General features: G+C 66.7%; 16 protein-coding genes. 12 read left to right on the top strand and 4 right to left on the bottom strand.

What is annotated here, in order from left to right; all coding sequences use genetic code 11:
- The 9 genes from KF724_12720 (at position 1) to ruvX (ending at position 11,293) form a co-directional block, all read left to right on the top strand.
- Positions 1-2,409, top strand: coding sequence for a hypothetical protein (locus tag KF724_12720; GenBank protein ID MBX3356552.1), 2,409 nt, complete (start codon positions 1-3; stop codon positions 2,407-2,409).
- The gene (locus tag KF724_12715; protein ID MBX3356551.1) at positions 2,406-5,360 is read left to right on the top strand and encodes a hypothetical protein; all 2,955 of its coding nucleotides are present in this window, start codon (positions 2,406-2,408) and stop codon (positions 5,358-5,360) included. Before KF724_12720 ends, KF724_12715 begins: the two co-directional genes overlap by 4 nt.
- Positions 5,361-5,464: 104 nt before the next feature.
- The gene (locus KF724_12710) at positions 5,465-6,193 is read left to right on the top strand and encodes a hypothetical protein (GenBank protein ID MBX3356550.1); all 729 of its coding nucleotides are present in this window, start codon (positions 5,465-5,467) and stop codon (positions 6,191-6,193) included.
- Entirely contained in the window at positions 6,193-7,170 is a 978-nt protein-coding gene (locus tag KF724_12705; GenBank protein MBX3356549.1) for a MotA/TolQ/ExbB proton channel family protein, read from the top strand. Before KF724_12710 ends, KF724_12705 begins: the two co-directional genes overlap by 1 nt.
- A 6-nt stretch (positions 7,171-7,176) precedes the next feature.
- The gene (locus KF724_12700) at positions 7,177-8,013 is read left to right on the top strand and encodes a hypothetical protein (protein ID MBX3356548.1); all 837 of its coding nucleotides are present in this window, start codon (positions 7,177-7,179) and stop codon (positions 8,011-8,013) included.
- Positions 8,010-8,834 carry a hypothetical protein gene (locus tag KF724_12695; protein ID MBX3356547.1) on the top strand — a complete coding sequence of 275 codons (825 nt, stop codon included), beginning with the start codon at positions 8,010-8,012 and terminating at the stop codon, positions 8,832-8,834. The genes KF724_12700 and KF724_12695 overlap by 4 nt, the downstream gene beginning before the upstream one ends.
- A gap of 59 nt (positions 8,835-8,893) precedes the next feature.
- A complete protein-coding gene (locus tag KF724_12690; GenBank protein MBX3356546.1) occupies positions 8,894-9,925 on the top strand; it encodes a carboxypeptidase regulatory-like domain-containing protein in 1,032 nt (343 codons plus the stop codon).
- Between the two features lie 48 nt (positions 9,926-9,973).
- The gene (gene pgl / locus KF724_12685; GenBank protein MBX3356545.1) at positions 9,974-10,828 is read left to right on the top strand and encodes a 6-phosphogluconolactonase; all 855 of its coding nucleotides are present in this window, start codon (positions 9,974-9,976) and stop codon (positions 10,826-10,828) included.
- A gap of 48 nt (positions 10,829-10,876) precedes the next feature.
- Positions 10,877-11,293, top strand: coding sequence for a Holliday junction resolvase RuvX (ruvX, locus tag KF724_12680; GenBank protein ID MBX3356544.1), 417 nt, complete (start codon positions 10,877-10,879; stop codon positions 11,291-11,293).
- A gap of 51 nt (positions 11,294-11,344) precedes the next feature.
- Here the strand turns inward: ruvX and KF724_12675 are convergent, their stop codons facing one another.
- On the bottom strand, positions 11,345-12,490 hold the full coding sequence (locus KF724_12675; GenBank protein ID MBX3356543.1) for an NTP transferase domain-containing protein: 1,146 nt from the start codon (positions 12,488-12,490) through the stop codon (positions 11,345-11,347).
- A gap of 32 nt (positions 12,491-12,522) precedes the next feature.
- Complete coding sequence (locus KF724_12670) at positions 12,523-13,245, bottom strand: hypothetical protein (GenBank protein ID MBX3356542.1); 723 nt, start codon at positions 13,243-13,245, stop codon at positions 12,523-12,525.
- 100 nt (positions 13,246-13,345) lie between these two features.
- On the opposite strand from KF724_12670, the gene KF724_12665 reads away from it, so the two are divergent.
- Positions 13,346-15,268 carry an ABC-F family ATP-binding cassette domain-containing protein gene (locus tag KF724_12665; GenBank protein ID MBX3356541.1) on the top strand — a complete coding sequence of 641 codons (1,923 nt, stop codon included), beginning with the start codon at positions 13,346-13,348 and terminating at the stop codon, positions 15,266-15,268.
- A 49-nt stretch (positions 15,269-15,317) separates the two neighbouring features.
- On the opposite strand, the gene KF724_12660 is transcribed toward KF724_12665, so the two are convergent.
- Together KF724_12660 and KF724_12655 are read right to left on the bottom strand one after the other, a co-directional pair.
- On the bottom strand, positions 15,318-16,127 hold the full coding sequence (locus KF724_12660; protein ID MBX3356540.1) for a 1-acyl-sn-glycerol-3-phosphate acyltransferase: 810 nt from the start codon (positions 16,125-16,127) through the stop codon (positions 15,318-15,320).
- Between the two features lie 32 nt (positions 16,128-16,159).
- The gene (locus KF724_12655; GenBank protein MBX3356539.1) at positions 16,160-17,353 is read right to left on the bottom strand and encodes a site-2 protease family protein; all 1,194 of its coding nucleotides are present in this window, start codon (positions 17,351-17,353) and stop codon (positions 16,160-16,162) included.
- A gap of 192 nt (positions 17,354-17,545) precedes the next feature.
- Between KF724_12655 and KF724_12650 the strand changes: the two genes are divergently transcribed.
- Together KF724_12650 and KF724_12645 are read left to right on the top strand one after the other, a co-directional pair.
- A complete protein-coding gene (locus KF724_12650; protein MBX3356538.1) occupies positions 17,546-18,403 on the top strand; it encodes a hypothetical protein in 858 nt (285 codons plus the stop codon).
- 330 nt (positions 18,404-18,733) lie between these two features.
- On the top strand, positions 18,734-19,360 hold the full coding sequence (locus KF724_12645; GenBank protein MBX3356537.1) for a choice-of-anchor E domain-containing protein: 627 nt from the start codon (positions 18,734-18,736) through the stop codon (positions 19,358-19,360).
- Positions 19,361-19,521 lie beyond the last annotated feature (161 nt).

Below are 19,521 nucleotides of genomic sequence, written 5' to 3'. Positions count from 1 at the left end.
ATGGCGTTCGAACTGATCCATACCTCGGCCTCTCGCGGCCTCCGCCAGGAGTCGGGGGGGTTCTGCACCGTGGCCATGACCACGGGCATGCCGACGATCCTTGAGGAGCGCCTCGAAACGCTGGGCGGCTATCGACCGCACGGCGATTCCCTTCATGCCGAACCATCGTTCTCTCACCTCAGACTGGAGATCGGCGGTCACTCCCAGCATGTGCTGATGTCCGTGCGCCCGGCGCTCCCCGATGCGAGCGGGCGAGCGAACAAGCTGGCGCACTTTCTGGTGCTGTCAAGCGCCGAACTCACGCACGCGGGCCCCGCGTGGATCCTTCGTCAGCCCGGCGTGGTGGTCGATCGCTTCGAGGGTCCGCCTCGCTGGATTCCCGAGCCGCGCACGCTTCCGAAGAGTCCATCGGTGTCGCCGCGCCGCTCTGAGGCATGGGAGCGGGCCTGCGGTGATGCGGGCTGGGCGGGTGAGTTGGTGAATCGCTTCCTGCTCGATGCCTCGCGCCTGTCGGCGGTGATCTACGGTCCCGAGTGCGATCCACTCGAACTCATCGACGAAGCGCTCGCACTCATGCCGCCAGAGGATCGCTGGCGCGTCACCTTCTCGACGCACTTCCAGAGCGCCATCGCCGGAGTGCACTGCGCGTGGCGCTTCTGCCTTGAGGGAACGCCAGCCGCGCTCGAGGCGTCGCGCCGCGCCAACGGTCTCTTCCTTGATCTTCGCGAAACTCGAGTGAAGGGCCTGCGTGCAGGCCATGGGCGCTACGCGGAGCTCGCGCGCGAGGGTCACGCCGCGTGGTGGAGTGATCTGGTTGAAGAAACGAAGGCGCAGCGCGTGGCCGAGCGGGCGCAGCGCGCGCGGTCATCAGAGTCGCCGGGGCAGGGGATGGTGCAAGACTCCGCGCCGAACCTTGCCGTGGCGGCGCCCGGAGCGCGCGTCAACGAGCCGAGGCCTGCGATCGCGGCCGTCTCACCCCGAAGGTCTTCGGCGCGAGTCGCGCAGACCATCGCGTTGGTGGCGGTCGTTGCGCTCCTCACCGCCGCAGCCGCCCTCGCGATCGATCGCTCATGGAAGCCCTTCGGCTCCGAACCCCTCGCCGCCGAGTTGAACAGCGCTCGCCTCGACCTTCAGGCCGCTCGTCGGGAGATCGAAGCATTGACGCAGGCCCTCCGCGATGGAGAGCGCGCCCTTCACTCCGAAGAGGCGCGGGCCAGGATGCTCGAGGTCGATCTTGCCAAGGCTCGTGACGACTCCACGCAGGCGACGAAGACGATCGAGCGGCTCACACAGGAGATGTTGGCCAAGGCCCGGCCACCAGAGAGTGCCGCCGACAACCAGGCGCGCGCGGTTTCACGCGAAGGTGATGGTCGCACCGACGCGCCGGCTTCGACCACGGCACCACCATCACCGAATGGTCCAGCAGCGCCCTCGGGTGAACTCGCGGGGCAGTCCGGCCCCCCTGAGTCGACACCGCCGCCGTCCGCGCGACCACCAGCCGTTCCACCGGCGACCACTCCCGTGACCGGTGCCGAGGTGGTGATTCCCTTCGAGCGCTTCCAGCGTCGAGTCTCGCCAATCCTCGGATCGATCGAGGCCGATCGCCAACTCCTCGTGACGCTCCGTGCGCCCATCCAGTCGATGGCCATCGAGTTGCCGCGCGAACTCTCCGCCGTCTCGACACAGCGGGGGACAGAACCTCACTCGATCATCCTGATCGCCGCGGGGCCACCGGATCAGCCGCGCGCGATGGCCACCATCGTGCCAGTGGATGCCCAACTCTTCATCCAATGGGATGGCACCAACGCGCCACGCACGCACGAGCGATGGCTGAGTCAGGCTGACACCGCAATCTCGGTCATGACCATCGTGGTCACCCTCTCCGACGGTTCGATCCAACGGCTCTCCGCCAGCCCGCGCACGCTCTCTCTCGAACTTCACCGCGGGACCGAGGCCACCGTGCTGCTGGACCCGCCATCGCCCGAACTGACGCTGCGTCTTGAGCCCGCGCCGGGATGGACCACCTCTCCGACCTCAACCGACCCCACGCAAGCGACCGCGTCCCACGCTGGCGGACAGCTCAGCGCGAGTCTCGACAGGACACGCGGAGTCGTGGTGGTTCTCTTCATCTCGCCCCTTCGCGCCCAGGTGGAGGCGACTGAGCGTGAGCTCGCGCGGCTGCGTCGCGACCGAGATGCCTTGACCCTCGCTGAGGAGCATGAGTTCCATGATGCGAAGATCCGTGAGAAGGAGAGCGAGTTGGAAGGTCTCCGACGACGCATGACGAACGAGATCGCGCAGCGACCGTCCATCATGCCCGTGATCGTCGTGGAGAACTCCCTCCTTCAGCGCCCGGTGCTTCTCATCAAGCCCTCGCTGAAGGTTGATCGGGGGGGGCGCTCTCGATGAACATCGCCGACTTCACCGCACGGCTGAGAACCTACGCCCAGGGACGCACGGCGAGCGGTGCTGAACTTCAGGCCTTGGCGCAGCGCTGGTGCGAAGTGGTGGAAGATTGCATTCGTCGCATCGAGCGCGCAGGGGAGTGGGCGAGGCGCGGTCTCCGCACTGAGGCCATGGCGCTCGCCGAGGCGTCGCCTTCGGTCTTCGAGGTTGCCGAATCAGCGCGCGATCCGGCGATGTCGATCTGGAGGAACTTCTGTAAGCGGGAGGGCCTCCCTCAGCCGCCGGAATTGCCGGTGCAGTCGCTTGATCGACTGCGCGAGTGCTTCGTGCAACTCGAGCCCTTGCGAGACTTGCTCGCGCGCTGGCGCAAGCTCAATCTTGGTCGTGCGCCGGCGACCGAGCGCCTCGATCAGCTTCGGCGATTGCGTGCCGTCGATCCAATCAATCCAACCTGGCTTGAACTGGCGCCGGCACTTGAGCAGGCTGCACTTCGCGAGGCCAACGAGGCGTGCGAACGGGCGCTCGCCCTGTGGGAACTCGATCGCGTCGAGAGCGTCGTGGCGTGGATCGAGGCCGGCGAGTGGCTTCAGGCGCCAGCCCATGAGACCGCGGTCATCTTGCGTCGCCGCATCCGAGAGCTTTCGGGGCGTTCCGCCCTTGAACGAGCCCGCATCGTTGTCGATCGTCTGCATCAGGAGTACATGGCGGAGTCGATCGATGCCGCGCAGGGTCACCTGCGCGAGTGGGAAGCGCTTCGAGCCTTCCTCGCTGACAGTGGCGTGGAGTTGCCTCAGGATCTCACACAGAGCCTTCAACCCGTGCTTGAGTGGATCCACGAGCGCCAGGAAACGGCGCAGCGCCTCGTTGAGCACCGGAACCGCCTCGCCGAGCTTGCGGCCGCAGTCGAGTCTCCCACCATCACGCTCGATGAACTGTCCTCGCTCTACGCACGAGTGTCGGCCGGTCCCGAACCGCCATCCACCGCGCTCGGAACCGCAGCGAGGCGGCGAATCGGCGCGTTGCGACGCGCGCGGGCGCGACGGCGCACGCTGCTCATCGCCGCCGGACTCTTCCTCGCCGCCTTCCTCGGCCTCGCCGCCAAGACGATGCTTGATCGACACGCGCGCAACATTGCGGGAGAGAAGCTGCTGCTGACCGTGGGCGAGCGGCTCTCCCAGGATGACCTCGATGGAGCCCGGCGCGTGCTTGCGGAGAAGCGGGAGAGTGAGCCGACGCTCGCCGATCATCCTTCGCTCCAGGTCGCGTCGGCCCGCATTGCCGCCGCCGCCGCCGCCATCGTGCGGCGCGACGAAGCCTTTGCTCAGCAGTTGGAAGCCCTTGGTGATCCCGCCTCACCTGATGCCGATCTGCGACGAGTCGAGACACTGGAGCAACTGTCGCGCACGCCGGAGCATCGGGCCGCACTCGAGCAGTGGCAGTTGATGCGGGCAAGGGCCATGGTCGAGCGCCGCCGTCAGGCTGACGCTGCGTTTGCGGAGTCGCTCACGCAGCTCGAGCGCGAAGTCGATCTTCTCGCCAGTTCGGCGCCGCAGTCGCCCGAGACAGTTGCCACTCGGGTCGCGCAACTCCTCGCGAGGGTCGAGGCCATCGAGTCGTTGCCAGAACTCTCCATGGCAGCGCGGGCGCGAACGGGGCCTGTTCGTCTGCGCCTCGACACCATCGAACGAGTGGCGAAGGAGCAGGTCGCTCTCGCGAGGCGCCTTGCCGAGGAGTCACAGGCACTCGAACAGCTTCGCCCGCTGGTTGATCGACCCTCCGAACTGGCCATGGCGATGGACCGGTTCAGCGAGCGCTTCCCCGATTCGGTTCACGCCGATGGATTCCGAGTGGCGTCGATGGACCGTCGCATGTGGGAGGCGGCGATGGCGTGGCCTGCCGCCGCCGCCTCGGCACGAGGTCTCCTGCGGACCGGTGGCGAAGATGAACGCGCCGAAGCGCGACGCCGCTTGCGCGCCTACATCGACGCCCATCCCCAGTCCGCCCATGCGTCCGCTGCGGAGGGCGCCCTGCAATGGCTCAATCCGCAGGGGGACTGGAGACGATGGTTCTCCGGCGTGCTCGATGGAAGTCCACTCTTCGCATTGCGCATGGTCGAGCTTCGCAACGGCGAGCGCTACTACTACGAGGAGCAGAGTCCGCCGACGCCGGCCACCGAAGATCATCGCGTCTACCGAGTCGTTCGCGGTCTTCGAGATCCGGCGCGCGGTCTCTTTGAGACCGAGTTCCTTCGAATCAATCCGCGCGACATCGTCTTCGATGGTGACAGCCCGCAGCGGCGCTTCGCGACGCAGTATCGAGCCGATCTTCGGGCCGGCGCGTTCGGGGGTTTTGATGGCGCCTTCACGGTCATGGGGCGCGTTCGTGACAGCACGGACATCGACGCCCTGGTCCGAACCGAGTTACTGGTGGGACTGCTGCGACAAGTCTCCCGTGCGCTCCCGGGTCTCGCGGGAAGCATCGACGAGGCGGAGCGTCGATTGGTGACCTTCCAGCCCGCCAACGCATCGTGGCTTGATCCGCGCATCTCCGACGCGCGCGATCGTTCGCGGGAGGCAGCCGCGGCGCTGCCGCGGATCATCGAGTCGGATCGGTGGCGCGAACGCTGGCACCAGGAGACTCGGCAGGCTGAACAGAACCTCCTTGAGGCCTTCGAACCAGTGGGCATCCTTCTCCGCACTGCGGAGTCAGCAACGCTTCAGCCCGGTGAGCGTCTCGCACCGGGCCCGCTCTTCGCGGTGGTGAGCCGCAGCGGCGCGATGGCGATTACCGAAGTCGGCTCCGTCAATGCGGCCCTGCTTCCGGAGCTCTCGCTCAAGTCGCTTGGCGATCTCCCCTCGGGCACGCTGCTCTTCCAGCGATCTCTCTCGCAGATGCCCTCCGCCTCGGCGAACCCCGCGCCTTCAGCGCCCTCCGACCAGGGACCACCGCGTTGAATGCGTCGGTTCCCATGGGGCGCGGCACGACCGACCCTCCGCGTGCGGTGCCGTCGTCCTCAGCTCGCGGGCCTACAAACCTTGACCGCACCCACTCCCTGCTGGTGATTGCTGGCGTCGCGTGCATCGCCGCGCTCATTCTGCCCGAAGGGCGTCGCGCAGGCTCGCTCATCTGGTGGTGGAGTGGCGACGCGGCATCAATCCTTGGCGGCGCCGTGGCCATCATCGCGGTGCCGCTGCTCGTTCGAGCGTCGTTCGATCGAACCGGGCGAAGGATGGCCGTTTCCGGAGCCGCGCTGACCATGCTCGCCGCCGCGATCTGGGCGCTGTCCGCCCCGCGCGGAGCTGTGATGCTGGTCGTCATGGCCATGATGCTGATCGGGCCTGCCGCCGAGCTGGCCGGTCCCGGTGCATGGCGACGGGCACCATGGATGCCGTGGTGGACGCTCGGCATGGCTGCGGCGGCGCTGTCGATAGGGGCGATGACCCTGCTGCTCACCTCGTTCTCCGGGGGCACCGTCCTCACGAGTCTCGGTCTCATCTGCGCCGCCCTCGCGCCGCTCGCCATCGTCGTCATCGCGCTGCACGCTGACACGGGCGACCGCCGCGCTCTACAGCGCCGGCGAACACTTGGTGCAACCGCGGTCATCCTCGCCACCCTGACCGGGCTCGTGCACTGTCTTGCGCTGCTCGGGGGAGCAACTCGAAGCGACGCGATGCTCTCGGCACGAGTCGTCATGCTTCTGATCACTTCAACTGCGGCACTCGCCGCGCTCTTGGCGGCCGTGCCAGCCCCGCGAACGGCCATGCCTCGATCGACCGGAGACACCTGATGACCGATCGCGATGACCCCTTCGACATGCCGCCCACGGAACCTCGCACGCCACGCCGCGGCGAGGTCTCGCCGCCGTCCGGCACGAGCTCGATCACCTCGGAGAATCTCACGGATCGGCTCGACGGGGAGTGGAGCGACCACGATGACGGCCGACGACTTGACGCTTCAAGCGGTGACATCGAGTCGTGGATTGGCTTCTCCACTGGTCGATACACGCGGCCGAGCGGAGCGCTCTGGTTCACGGTGTCGGCCCTCCTGACCTCGCTCGGCCTCTGGGGGCTGAGCATGGTTCCCGAATGGCCTCTCACGCGCGTCATGTTTCAGAGCTGGACCAACGGCGTCGTGATGTTCCTTGGCCTCTGGTGCGTCCTGATGCTCGCCAACAAGCTCAACAAGACGCGCATTCAGGAGCGAGCGCTGAAGCTTGAAGATCTCTTCCCCAACCGCGCCGACTTCGTTCTGAGTCCGGCGACGGCCCAGGAAGTACTCCAGTCGATTCGAGCTCGATGCGACCGCCCGCGTGAGTTCCTGCTCTTCAATCGGCTGAACATGGCGCTCTCCAATCTCGGCAACATCGGTGAGGTGCGCGATGTCGGCGCCGTGCTGGAGAGTCAGGCCGACGCGGATGCCAGCGCCGTGCAGTCGAGCTACACCTCCATCCGCGCGCTCATCTGGGTGATTCCCGTGCTCGGCTTCATCGGCACGGTCATCGGACTCTCCGAGGCGATCGGTAGCTTCCAAGGGGTCCTTGAGAGGCCGGAGGGGGCCGATGCCGCATCGCTTCGCGATCGCCTGACACCCGTCGTCCTCGGCCTGCGCACCGCCTTCGAGACGACTCTCGTCGCGCTGCTCGTCGCGGTTGCCATTCAGCTCATCACCACCTTCGTCTATCGTCGCGAAGAGGATCTCCTCGACGGCTGCACACAGTATTGCAATGACCATGTCATCAGCCGGCTGAAGCTCACCGACCTGTGATTGCCCATGTCGCGCCGCGCCGCCGCGAATCAATCGCCGCCCATCTCGCTCTTCTCATTTCAGGACATCATGGCCGCCGTCACCGGAGTCATGATCCTGATCACGCTGTTGCTCGCGCTCGAACCTCTCGCCGACGAGATCCTCCGCGAGCAGCCCGCGCCGCAGGCGCCTGAGGTCCCGCCGGCTCCCAAGCTCGACGATGAAGTGGACGCGCCAACCATGGCGCGCGAGATTGCACAGCAGGCCGTCGCGGAACTTGAGGCGCAGATCGCGACGCGGCGAGCGACTCCTGTGGTCGAGCGCTCGACGATCGAGGCCCTCGAGGCGCAGCTTGCCGCACTCTCCCAGGTGGAAAACGAGGCGCGCGCCCGCCTGGTCCGTGTCGAGGAGGCGCGCGAGCGAGCGAACCAGGAGCTCGATGCGGCCCACCGCGCCGAGACCGTGGCCGCCGCGTCGCTCGAAGTTGCGCTCGAGCGCCTCGATCGCGAATCGCGCCGAACTCGCGTGCGCTTCCTTCCCGGTGAGCGCTACGAGAAGACGCCTCTCCTTGTTGAGGCACGACCCGATGGTCTTGCACTCGGAGGCTTCGATGAGCACGGCACCATGACGCTCATCTCCGAGGAGCGAGGCCGGGCGCCATCGATCGAGTCGCTCTTGCGTCTGCTCGGGACTCGCTCCCCGCAGACCCACCAGTTGATCGTGGTCATTCGACAGGACGCCCTCGAAGAGGGGCTCTCGCTTCGCGACAACGCCTTCACGCTCGGCTGGGAGGTCGGCTGGCAACTCTGGGATGCCGCCGAGGGTGGCTTCTTCGATCCGCCGAAGCTGGAGCCGCTGCCATGACGCGACGACGACGACGCGCCGCAGGGCGCCGCTGGGACATGGTCGAGGATGCCTTCGACCTCTTCCTCGACGCGATGGCGAACACGCTTGGCGTCATCATGTTCATCGCGCTCATGGTGGTGCTCTTCGCTGCGCCGCCCAAGCCACCGGCGCCGGCCACGCCGCGTGTGCCAAGCTCGGAGGCGGCTCAGGTGGCCGAGTTGCTCGAGCGTCTCGCCGCGCTTGAGTCGGAGCTGGAACAGTTGCCGCCGCAGGGTGACCCCGAGCTCGTCGCGCGCATGGTCGCCCTTGAAGCGGAGCTCCAGGAGGTGCGTGACGCGTTGGCTCGAACACTTCAGGCGACCGCGGAAGCGGCTGACGCGCTGCGAGACACACGACGGTTGACGCGCGAGACCGACGCGAGAACCCGCGGTCTCGAAGCGCGGCGCCAGGAGGTCGAGCGCCGCACCGCCGCGCTCGGGCAATCGTCATCATTCGTGCGACTGAGCCGCTTCAGGCAGGATGAACGGCGCCCCGTGCTGCTCCTCGTCTCCGCGCAGGGGGTCGAGCGAGCCGAGCCGGTACCCGGCGAGACGACCATTCGCCCTGGCGGCCGCCACATCTTCGCCATCGAGACCAACGAGCAGGCGCTCATGGCGCTTCCTGAGCTTCTTCGCGGAACGGCGCCGTCGACGCACCGGCTCGAGGTCGGCGTCTGGGACGATGCCTTCGCGGCCTACAAACGGCTCGAACGGACCTTGGTCGAAGCGGGCTATGACCTCAATCCACTCCCCGTGCCCACGGGCAAGGCGCTTGAAGCCGGGGCGTCGGGCATCCAGTGAACTTCACCCGGCGAAGGTGATACAACCTTCCGATGGATCGTGCCGTTCCTGCGACTTGCATGCGCAAGCTCCGACTGCCAGGTTGGGGTTGGGACTCCGCTCGCCTCATTCGCGTCGCCGCGGTGATCGGAGTGCTTCTCGCCACAGTCGCAGCATCAGGGTGCGCAAAGCCCATTCCCTTCCAGGTGGCTGACACCGATTCACAACTCCCGCTCGAGGGAGTGCGCATCTATCGCCACAGCGTCTCAATCTTCTCTCCGCTGCCTTCGCGACGACCGCCTCACGAGAGTGACTTCACCGGCACAGCCACGGTGCCGATTCCACCGAACCCGACCAACCTGACCTTCCTCAGACAGGGGTATGAGCCGACCGCCGTCGGTGTCTTTCGTCGAATGCCGACGGCCATGGCCCTCCGCGCGGACGCCTCGAGCGAACCCGATCCCGATGCGCCGTGGCAGCGCATCCTGCTCTGGGATGACCTGATGCCGAAGATCGAGGTGCCCGTGGTCATGCGCCCGCTTCGGCGCGGCATGGTTGAAGTCTTCGTCGTCGATCACTCGGGGAGACCGGTGGCGGGGTGCGAGGTGCTGGGGTCGACCTTCCTTTACCTGCCCCTTCCCGGCGATGAGCCAGAGTGGGGGTTTCCTCCATTGCAGCGCGTCTTCACCGACGCCACCGGCCGCGCCGTCCTCGACTCCTGGTCGGGCTTTCGCAACCGGTACACGGCTCGCCTGGCGAATCATGACGATGTCTTCGTGGACCTCAATGGTGCCCAGACCTCGTCGGTGGAGTTGCGGATCCAGCCGCTTGAATGGAAGGCGCAGCGCATGCGCGTTCTCGACCAGAAGCGGCGCCCGATCTCTGGCGCCACCGTCACCTTCGGTCGCCTGAGGAATGGACTCCCCGAGAGTCCCCATGCCTTTGAGGTCACCACCGACGCCGACGGGTTCACCCCCGAGCTTCGCCTGCCCAGTTCAGAGACGCTCCTGCTTCAGGTGAAGGCCCGCGGCTACAAGGATCGGCTCGCGGCTCCGCTCTGGCGAGCCATCGATGATGGCGGAACCTGGCGCGTCATCATGGACCGGAAGTAGTTCGCCGCACGGGACTTCCCTTGAGCAGGTCGCGGTAGCATTCGAGCAATGGACGCGTCCGTCCCCGATCCAATCCGGATTGCCGAGGATCCGCCGATCATCACGCCGGCGCTTCCCGGTGGCGTCTTCGCCGCCAACACACCGGAGCGCCTGCATGAACGCCTCGCGGGCGACTTGATCGCGCACGCCCTCAACTGTGTGCGCCAGCTCGGTGACTTCCACCTGGCGCTCTCCGGCGGTGGAACGCCGTTGCCGTTCTACGAGCGGCTGATGACCGACCCGAACTACCGCTCCATGCCGTGGCGTCGCACGCACCTCTGGATCGTCGACGAGCGGCGCGTTCCATTCGAAGATGAGAAGAGCAACTATCGTCACATTCACGAGATCATCGTGGAACACTCGGACATTCCCGCGGACCAGGTCCATCCAATGCTGGCCATGGAAGAGGACGCCGCCGCGCGCTACGAGCGCTCCCTTCGCGAGGCGCTGGGATGGCGCGAGCGAGGGCAGGATCGACTCGACTTCGTGCTGCTCGGCATGGGTGACAACGGGCACACGGCGAGTCTCTTTCCGGAGACCGAAGTATTGAATGAACGCGAACGGTGGGTCGGCATCTGCGATGGTCCTACGGTCACGCCACCGCCCCGCGTCACCATGACATATCCGCTGCTGAACGCGGCTCGCTTCATCGCCGTGCTGGTGGTCGGCGCGAACAAGGCATCAATGATCTCGCGCGTCGCCACGGGCAGCGATGACTACCACGCGCTGCCCATCAAGGGCATTCATCCCGTTGCGGGCGAGATGCGCTGGTACCTCGACCGTGCGGCCTGCGGCGATCAGACTCCGATCGACCCCGGCGCCCACCCCGGCGGACCCCGAACGAAGGCACCTCCGTCCCGGTGAGCGCGGAGTGCGCCGTCGCCCTCGGGAAACGGTGATCCGCTGCCAATCATGCGCTACCTGGCCCTCGACATCGGAGCGAAGCGCACTGGCGTGGCGGCCGGTGACGATGTCGTGCGGCTGGTCCAACCGCTGACCGTGCTCCAAGCGCCGATCGGGCCGCCGCTCCTTCATGCGCTCGCCACACTCCTGTGCGAACACGCCCCCGACGCACTGGTGGTCGGACTCCCGCTCAATATGGATGGAAGCGAGGGACCTGCGGCGAAGTCGATTCAGGAACTCGCGCGGGACCTCGCCGCGAAGTTCTCTCTCCCGGTTCACCTTCAGGATGAGCGCCTCACCAGCAGCGAAGCCGACGCGCGCATGGCCCGAAGCGGGCGCACGCACGGCCAGAAGAAGGCGCTTCGAGACGCCCTCGCCGCCGCCGCCATTCTCGAGGACTTTCTGCGACGCGAGCCCGGGCCCTGAACACATGGTGCGGACTCCGCCCGAGGGGCGCTGCCACGACCGTTCATGCGCTCACTGCACTTCGCGCGGGACGAGACTTGCGATCTCCTTCACCTTCTCGGCCTGGTCTGCTCGACAGATGAGTGTCGCATCCTTTGTCCGGACCACGATCAGGTCATCACACCCAACGGTGGCGATGATGTGGTTGGGATCGTCACTCACGGCCAGCACGCGATGGGAGCCGAGGTGGACCACGCGCGCGTTCGAAGCGCGGTGCCCCTGCTCATCCGCTGCCAGCGTCTCCGCGAAACTCGGCCAACTCCCGACATCCATCCACCGGACATTCATGGGCACCACCACGATCGAGATGCGCGGGTCCTTTGACGCCGGCTCCATGACTCCATAGTCGATGCTGATGCGCGGCAGGCGAGGGTAGACCGACGCCACTGTCGCTTCCTGTGCCGAACTTCCCCATGCGCCCGCGATCTCGTGCAGTCCGCGGGCCGACTCCGGCGCAAACCACTCGATGGCCTTGAGCACGCTCCGAGCGTGGAAGATGAACATGCCGCTGTTCCAGAAGAAGTCGCCGCTCGCGAGGTACTCCTCCGCCCGCGCGCGATCGGGCTTCTCGACGAAGCGCTTCGCGCGGAACGCACCTGCCGCGGCTCGGCTTCCGCTGGTGGCGTCGGCCACGACTGGAGCTCCGTTGTCGCTGGCCGCGTCCGATCCCGGGATCGGCGCGCCGCGCTCCACATAGCCATAGCCCGTGGCCGGGAAGGTCGGTGTGATGCCGAAGGTGACGAAGCGGCTCGACTCCTCTTCGACCAGCCGGAAGCCGAGGTCAAGCCGTCGCGCGAACTCATCCTGCGGCTCGATGACATGATCCGCCGTCAGCACCGCGAAGATCGCCTCAGGGTCCTCCTTCGCCAGCACCGCCGCCGCGAAACCCACCGCGTTGAGCGTGTCGCGCCCCTCGGGCTCGCCGAGGTAGCGCGAGGGCGAGAGCCACGCGAGATCAGCAAGGATGCGCGCGCGATAGGCGTCCGCCGCGCAGACCAAGCGCCGCTCCTGCGGAACCACCGAGTGCAGACGCTCGCCCGCGATCTCGAGGAGCGACTTTCCACCAACAAACCGCAGCAACTGTTTGGGCTCCGAGCGGCGCGAACGGGGCCAGAGGCGCGTTCCCGAGCCGCCGGCCATGATCATGGCGTAGCGCATGCTTCGGATCGTAGCGAGCCGATCGCCGCGACTCACCGCCCACGGAGTGCGGCGGCCACGATCGCGTCGGCGCTCACGAGTTCAGGCTCGCGATCAAGCGCCCGCTCGACAAGTTGGCGCGCCGATGGCTTCGACTCCCCCAGTTGCACCAGAATCTCAATCGCATCGGTGAAGGCGCTCCCCGCGGAGCGCACCGCCCCCTGTGGAGCCGCCCGCTTCGCGCCACCTGCGGACCTCGATGTCGCGGCCGCACCTGGCGCGGTGTTCAACTTCGGATTCTGCACCTGACTCTGCACCTGACCCGGCGCCGGACCATCGACACCGAGCGACGCGAAACGCTCCGCCTTGCCCTTCAGTTCAACGACGATCGCCTCCGCGGTCCGGCGACCGATCTCGGGCAGCGTCGTCAACATCGAGACATCGCGACGCACAATCAGCTCGGCCACCATGCCGAACGGCATCTGGAGCGCTCGAAGCGCCTTGCGATTGCCAATTCCCTTCACCGTCGTAAAGAGCTCGAAGAACTCACGATCGAGCGAGGTCCGGAAGCCGATCAGCTTCGGCCAGTAACTCGACCCCTGGCCCTGACCTTCAAGGTAGTGCAGCGTGTGAAACTCGATCGTCTCGCCCACCTGGCCGCGAAGCCGCTCTTCATCGGCCGAAGGGATCATCACCTCGTAGACGATGTCCCCCGCGCGAATCTCCGCGACGCCATCGTCCACACGCACCACTTCGCCTCGAAGTCGCGAGATCACGGGACCGGATCGTAGACGGAAGAAGACTCCCCGCGGACGCCCGCTACCCTGTCCAAGCGCGCCATCCGTCGCCGCCACGGTCGATGCGGCGCGCCACCGCATGCTGCTCACCGCCACCGATCTCTCGCGATCGCTCGCCGCCCGAACGCTCTTTCGAGGGCTCGGGTTCTTCGTCGCCCAGGGCGAGCGCGTGGCCCTCATCGGCCCGAACGGTGGAGGAAAGAGCACGCTCCTGCGGATGCTGGCGGGCATCGAGACACCGGACACGGGGCAGGTCATCGTGCCGCGCGGTCTGCGTCGAGTGCATGTCGAGCAGGTCGATCTCTTTCCGGTCGAGTCGACACCGCTCTCGGCGGCGGCGCTCGCCGCGCGAGAGAGCGCCTCAGTCCACGGCGATCTCCACGAAGCGGAAGTACTCGGGCGCATGATCCTCGCGCAGGTCGGATTCCCCGAGTCGATGATGGAGACACCCGTCGATCTTCTCTCCGGTGGCTGGCGCAAGCGCCTCTCGATCGCCTGCGGGCTCGCCCGCGCCGACGGGGCGCCCGATCTTCTTCTGCTCGATGAGCCGACGAACCACCTCGATGTCGCGGGCATGGAGTGGCTCGAGTCGCTGCTCGTGCACGGGTGTGGCGATCTTCGTGCGAATGCGTGCGTCTTCATCTCGCACGACCGCGCTTTCATTGACGGAGTCGCCACCCGCGTGATCGAAGTGAGTCCCGCGTTCGCCGGGGGCATGCTCTCCGTGAGTGGTGACTATCGCGAGTTCCTGCGCCGTCGGCGGGAAACGCTCGATGCGCAGCAGCGCACCCACGCGGCGCTCGCCAACGAGGTCCGGCGCGACGATCTCTGGCTCAATCGCAATGTCGAGGCGCAGCGCACGAAGAACCGCTCGCGCATCGATGAGAGCGCTGAACGCCGCGATGACCTCGCCGACCTCGCGGCACGCAACGCCGCAGCCCGCGCCTCGGGACCATCAATCGACTTCTCTTCGAGCGGCCGCCGGACCCGCCGACTGGTGCAGGCGGTGCAGATCAGCAAGGGCTTCAGCGAGGCCACGCTCCTGCGCGACCTCGATCTGGAACTGGGTCCCGGAGATCGAGTTGGCCTGCTCGCCCCGAACGGTGCGGGCAAGACCACCCTCATCCGTGTGCTGACGGGTCTGCTCGCCCCTGACTCCGGATCGATTCGCTTCGCCGATCCACCGCCGCGCGTGGCCACGCTTGAACAGCATCGACAGGTGCTGCCGCCGGACATGCTCCTGCGCGATGCGCTCGCTCCCGGCGGAGAGGTGATCTACTTCCGCGACCGCGCGATGCATGTCAAGGCGTGGGCCCGCCACTTCCTCTTCCGCGATGAGCAACTGCTCCAGCCGCTGCGATCACTTTCAGGCGGTGAGCTCGCGCGCGTCTCACTCGCGCGCATGATGCTCGTCCCGGCGGACTTGATCGTGCTCGACGAGCCGACCAACGATCTCGACATTCCCACACTCGAGGTGCTCGAGGAGACGATCGCCTCCTTTCCGGGTGCGGTGCTCCTCGTCACCCATGACCGGGCCCTGCTCGAACGACTGGCGCAGAAGATCGTCGTCCTCGGCGGTCCCGGTGGCGAAGTCGCCGTGGTCACCGATCTCGTCCAGGCGCTCGCGGCGCTCCATCGCTTTGAACGGCGCGCCGAGGCGAGCCGCGCGTCGGCGCTTCAACCGGTGTCACCTCCCAGCGTGCCATCCTCCGCGGTCGAATCGCCGACTGACGGTGCGTCTGAGTCATCCACTGTTTCGGCGCCCCGTCGCAGCGGTCGCAAGCTGAGCTACAACGAGCAGCGCGAGCTTGACGGCATGGAAGCCGCCATCATCGCGGCGCAGGAGGCCGTCACTCGAGCGGAGCAGCGCCTCGGCAATCCCGCCGTCACCGCCGATCACGCGAAGCTCGCCGAGGCCTGCGCAGAACTCGATCGCGCGCAGGCGCACGAGCGAGCGCTCTTTGATCGCTGGCAGGACCTCGAGTCGCGCCGCAACGGGTGACCGCGCGCAGCGAGCGGAAGAGTGTTTCGCCTCGCTCGGTGCTGGACCTTCAATCGCCTGGCGATGGCCTCTCGGCCTGTGACGACGCTGCTCTCTCGGGGTTCGCCGCCGCCGGCAACAAGTGCGGCAGAGGCTCCGCCTCGATCGGCCAGCCGCTCACCTTCGCGAGCTCCTGTCGAAGGAACTCCGCGATTCCGCGCGGCTCGATGCGCACGACCACGGGATCCGTGGCCCCTCGTTCGGGTGAGGCGCTCGCGCCATCCCCATCATCGCGGGTGAATCGATAGAGCCCGACCACATGCACCACGCTTCGGCTCCGAGAGAAGAGTGATCGAAGCACACCTCGAACCCGAGGCGTGCCGTGCATCCAGACGAGCAGCACCGGCGCTCCACTGCGCGCCGCCAGTACGCCGACACCCGGCTGAAAGGGGCGCAGGCGCTCCGGCGGCTCCTCGATGCCGCCCTCGGGAAACACGCCGAGCACGCCACCACTCCGAAGGTGCGCGAGTCCATCCTGAAGCGCTGATCGATCGCGTCGATTGAACTCCACGGGGATGATCTGGAGCTGACGCCAGAGCCATGCGGCCGCGCGGGTCATCTGCGTTCGGTCCATCATCCAGCGAATCGTGGCACCCACGCGGGTCTGAAGAAGGACGGGATCGGCCTCGGCCGTGTGGTTCGACGCAATGATCAGTCCCTCAGGCCCGACCTCCCTCGGCACGCGCTCCCACCCGACGAAGTGAAGTCGATGGACCACGCGGATCGGGTAATCGAAGAAGGTCTGAATCCACCGCTCCACGCGACGCACTCCGCGCCTCGGAAGGCGCGGCGCCCACCCGCGACGATCCACTCGTCCCATCGGCGTGGCTGTCGTTGTTGTGCCGCCGCCACTCATCGGCGTGAGGCCATCGCGGCATGCCGGAGCATCACGAGTTCCGTGACATTCTCCGCCGTGATCAAACCGACCAGGCGAAGAGGTGCACCGACATGGTCGCTGCGCACCACACCGATGATGGGTGGCACGCCACCCTCGCCCTGTCGCGCTCGCTCCAAGACCTCGCGCAGATCGTCATCCTCGCGCGCGAACGGCCCAAGTGGCGTCATCACTGTCGAAACACGATCGTCCATCTGTCCGGCGGCCACGGCGCGCACGAGATCCGATCGAGTGAGCACGCCCACGAGCGCCGTCGCGTCGAGGTCCATCGCGTCATCACGCAGCACGGGGAAATCCTGCTGGCTTCCGGCAAGCAGCTCTCCAGCCGCCTCTCGGAGTCGCTGCGACGCTCGAAGGCACTTGAAGTGCGTGATCATGGCCGCGCGAACCGGCAATCCCACGAGCGCGGAGCGGATCTGCTCCGCCTGCGCTTCACCACCCGCGCCGAGGAAGACAAACGCCGCAATCACGATCAACAGAATGTTGCCCGAGAGAACGCCGAGGAGCGCGAACCCGACCGCAAGAAGCTGCCCGAGCACCGCCGACACTGCCGTCGCCCGCGCTCGATCCGTGACCATCGCGAGCAGCGATCGCAGAACGCGACCGCCATCCATCGGCAGCGCGGGAATCATGTTGAAGATGACCAGCAGGACATTCACTTTCGCGAGCGCGGCAAGGAAGTTCGCGTGGTGCCCCAGGAGCGCTCCGGCCACATCGCTTCGCGCCGCGCCCTCGGCACCGGCCTCGCCTGAAACCAGCGCCGCGCCTCCTCCAAGGATGAGCACCAACGGAATCAGCACCGCCGCGATGACCACATTCACCGCCGGCCCCGCGAGTGCCACGAGGAGCTCCTGCGCCGGCTTCTCCGGCATGCGCTCCAGCCTCGCGACGCCTCCGATGGGCAGCAGTGTGACATCGCGCGTCGGAACGCCGAAGCCCCGGGCGGCAAGCACATGGCCGAACTCGTGCAGCAGCACGCAGCCGAAAATGGCCAGCACAAAGAACCCCACGCGAAGGCTGGCGCCGACGGCGTCGGGCCCTCCCGCCAACAGGGGCCCCGACATGAACCACGCGAGCAGCAGGAGGAAGGTCCAGTGAATGAAGATCGGCACGCCGAAGAGCGATCCGAGCTTGAGAGATCCTCGCAACATGCATGGCTCCAAGGCACGGCGACGGGGCCTGCGCCTCGCTGCCCAGCGCCTCGATCGTCGCGCTCGTGCTAGATTAGTCAGTCCGCTGCAAGGCAGGGGTGCACTGCACAATCCACCTCTGCCGTGTCCGCCCACGGAGTCTGAAAGCCGAGGGCTGCACCGATTCGATCATCACGCCTGCCTGGAGAAGTCATGGCTGCCATCCCCCTTCGAAGAGTGAAGTCCCTCTGCACCTCGGCCGAGTACCGCCTGCTCGAGTCGAGCACGCTCGCGGCGCTCCAGGGTGCCAGCGAAGCGGAGCTGCTGCGACGCCGCAAGCTTCTTCGCGGCATGCGGGACAAGTGGCGCACTCAGACCACCTCGCAGCGTCGCAAGGAGCGCTCCGCGCGCGGCGGCGCGGCGCTTGTGACCGCCAGCCGAAGCGACACCAAGCGGCAGGCGTTCGCCGAGGCGCTTGAGCGCGTTGAACAGCAGATCGCCCGCGTCGGCGCGAAGCCGACAGCGGCACGAACGGAGCGCGATGCCGCGGCGAGCAAGGCCATGAAGCACCGACGAACCCGAGCCATCACGCGCCATGCCCTCCGGGAGACCCTCGACGATTCCGGCGGAGCCCGCCCCGGGAAGGGAGCCGTTGCCCCGCGGTCCAAGGGCACATCCAAGGGTGTCGCCAAGGGCACCAAGGCAAGCGCCCGGGCTGGCCAGTCGGCATCGTCCGGCAGCGGCAAGAGCTCGGCGGGGACCAAGGCGTCGAACTCTCAGAGCCCTCGGGCCGGTCGCGCCAAGGGGAAGGCAGCGCGTGGCTTGAACCTCCCGGCGACAGTCCTCCTGCCCAGCAACGACCTCGGTTCGTCGACCGCTTCGCTCGCGCCGCGGCTCCCCAGGCTCAAGGGCCGTGGGAAGGTCCGCTCGCCGCTGGAAGGCGCAGATTCTGCCGTCAAGGCGCGAAGGCTCAAGACGCGCGGCCTTGAAACTCGCATCCTTGGCCATGTGAAGGCCCAGGGCAAGCGGAAGCAGGCCCGTCGCGATGCACTGAACGCACCGCGAGGCTGACCTTCAGACGGTCGGCTTTTCGGCACCTTGATCGCATTCCCACGGAAACTTCCGGGGGACAAGTGGCCATTCGGTCATCGACCCGATCGGGTCACCTGATCCGGCAGGACACCGCCCGGGCATTGTCAACATGCTGTCCGCAGCGAGTGTGCTTTTTGCACAAAGTTCCTCACCGATCTTGCCATTGCGGGCCGAAAGAGTAATCTCTCGGCTCTGGTCCGGCTGCGATCAGGCAGCGGCCAGTTGGGTCGGCGGTTGTTACCGCCTTCCGTACGCAGCAGAGGAAAAGCCCCACGCAAGTGCGTGGACAACTGGAGAAAGTGTTCCCCCATGAAGAAGATTCTTGCCCTCGGTTCGATGCTTGCGATCTCGGCAGCCGCGTCAGCGGACATCCAGATCAGCAGCGCTACATTTGGCCCGTCGTCGGTTCCCTTCGGTGGAGTCGTTGCCCTCGACAAGTTCGATGACAACGGCGGCCTCCATGTCCTGAAGTCGATCACCTTCATTTACGATGTTTCGATGCGCGCCAGCGTGATCGCGGAGAGCTTCGCCGGTCCGCAGGTCATCACCGTTGGAGTCTCGGGCAGCACGAACGCCAGCGACGGCCTGCTCTTCAACCTCGGCGGCGGCATCTTCGAGACGGCTGATTCGCCCGTGCTCAACGATGGCGACATCTACGACTTCGGCACCATCAAGGGCATTTTCCTCGACAGCTTCTCGACAGCGAACGCGATCTTCTTCCCGCTGTACACCGGCGCCGGCCAGACCTTCGATGTCAACTACAGCGGCACCGGAATCTTCGGCATCGTCGGTGGTGGCAACGCCATTCTCGACATCTTCGACTTCGAGGCCGAGGGCACGATCTCGGTGATCTACGACTACAATGTGATCCCGGCCCCGGGCGCCCTCGCGCTCGTCGGCCTGGCTGGCCTCGTGGCTCGCCGTCGACGCAACTGATTGAGACTGTTTTCCTTCTCGGGGCTCGCCCCCGGTAGCAGGAGAGAGATGACACGACGCCCGTCACTCAGGTGGCGGGCGTCGTTGTTTCATGCCCGCGGCCGACCTCCCGTTGTTCGGATGGGTGTTCGGTGCTCAGGTGGCGAGCGCCGTTGCTTCAT

This window comes from Phycisphaeraceae bacterium, assembly GCA_019636735.1.
Classification (GTDB): Bacteria; Planctomycetota; Phycisphaerae; order Phycisphaerales; family SM1A02; genus VGXK01.
The sequence above is the reverse complement of the archived record's forward strand: the minus strand, read 5'-3'. Positions and strand labels throughout refer to the sequence as shown.

Bases quoted from the DNA above. Each gene is read 5' to 3' on its own strand.
- KF724_12665 (MBX3356541.1), top strand. From the start codon at position 13,346: ATGCTGCTCACCGCCACCGATCTCTCGCGATCGCTCGCCGCCCGAACG.
- KF724_12720 (MBX3356552.1), top strand. From the start codon at position 1: ATGGCGTTCGAACTGATCCATACCTCGGCCTCTCGCGGCCTCCGCCAG.
- KF724_12690 (MBX3356546.1), top strand. From the start codon at position 8,894: ATGCGCAAGCTCCGACTGCCAGGTTGGGGTTGGGACTCCGCTCGCCTC.
- KF724_12660 (MBX3356540.1), bottom strand. From the start codon at position 16,127: ATGGGACGAGTGGATCGTCGCGGGTGGGCGCCGCGCCTTCCGAGGCGC.
- KF724_12655 (MBX3356539.1), bottom strand. From the start codon at position 17,353: ATGTTGCGAGGATCTCTCAAGCTCGGATCGCTCTTCGGCGTGCCGATC.
- KF724_12675 (MBX3356543.1), bottom strand. From the start codon at position 12,490: ATGCGCTACGCCATGATCATGGCCGGCGGCTCGGGAACGCGCCTCTGG.
- KF724_12705 (MBX3356549.1), top strand. From the start codon at position 6,193: ATGACCGATCGCGATGACCCCTTCGACATGCCGCCCACGGAACCTCGC.
- pgl (MBX3356545.1), top strand. From the start codon at position 9,974: ATGGACGCGTCCGTCCCCGATCCAATCCGGATTGCCGAGGATCCGCCG.
- KF724_12645 (MBX3356537.1), top strand. From the start codon at position 18,734: ATGAAGAAGATTCTTGCCCTCGGTTCGATGCTTGCGATCTCGGCAGCC.
- ruvX (MBX3356544.1), top strand. From the start codon at position 10,877: ATGCGCTACCTGGCCCTCGACATCGGAGCGAAGCGCACTGGCGTGGCG.
- KF724_12700 (MBX3356548.1), top strand. From the start codon at position 7,177: ATGTCGCGCCGCGCCGCCGCGAATCAATCGCCGCCCATCTCGCTCTTC.
- KF724_12715 (MBX3356551.1), top strand. From the start codon at position 2,406: ATGAACATCGCCGACTTCACCGCACGGCTGAGAACCTACGCCCAGGGA.
- KF724_12650 (MBX3356538.1), top strand. From the start codon at position 17,546: ATGGCTGCCATCCCCCTTCGAAGAGTGAAGTCCCTCTGCACCTCGGCC.
- KF724_12695 (MBX3356547.1), top strand. From the start codon at position 8,010: ATGACGCGACGACGACGACGCGCCGCAGGGCGCCGCTGGGACATGGTC.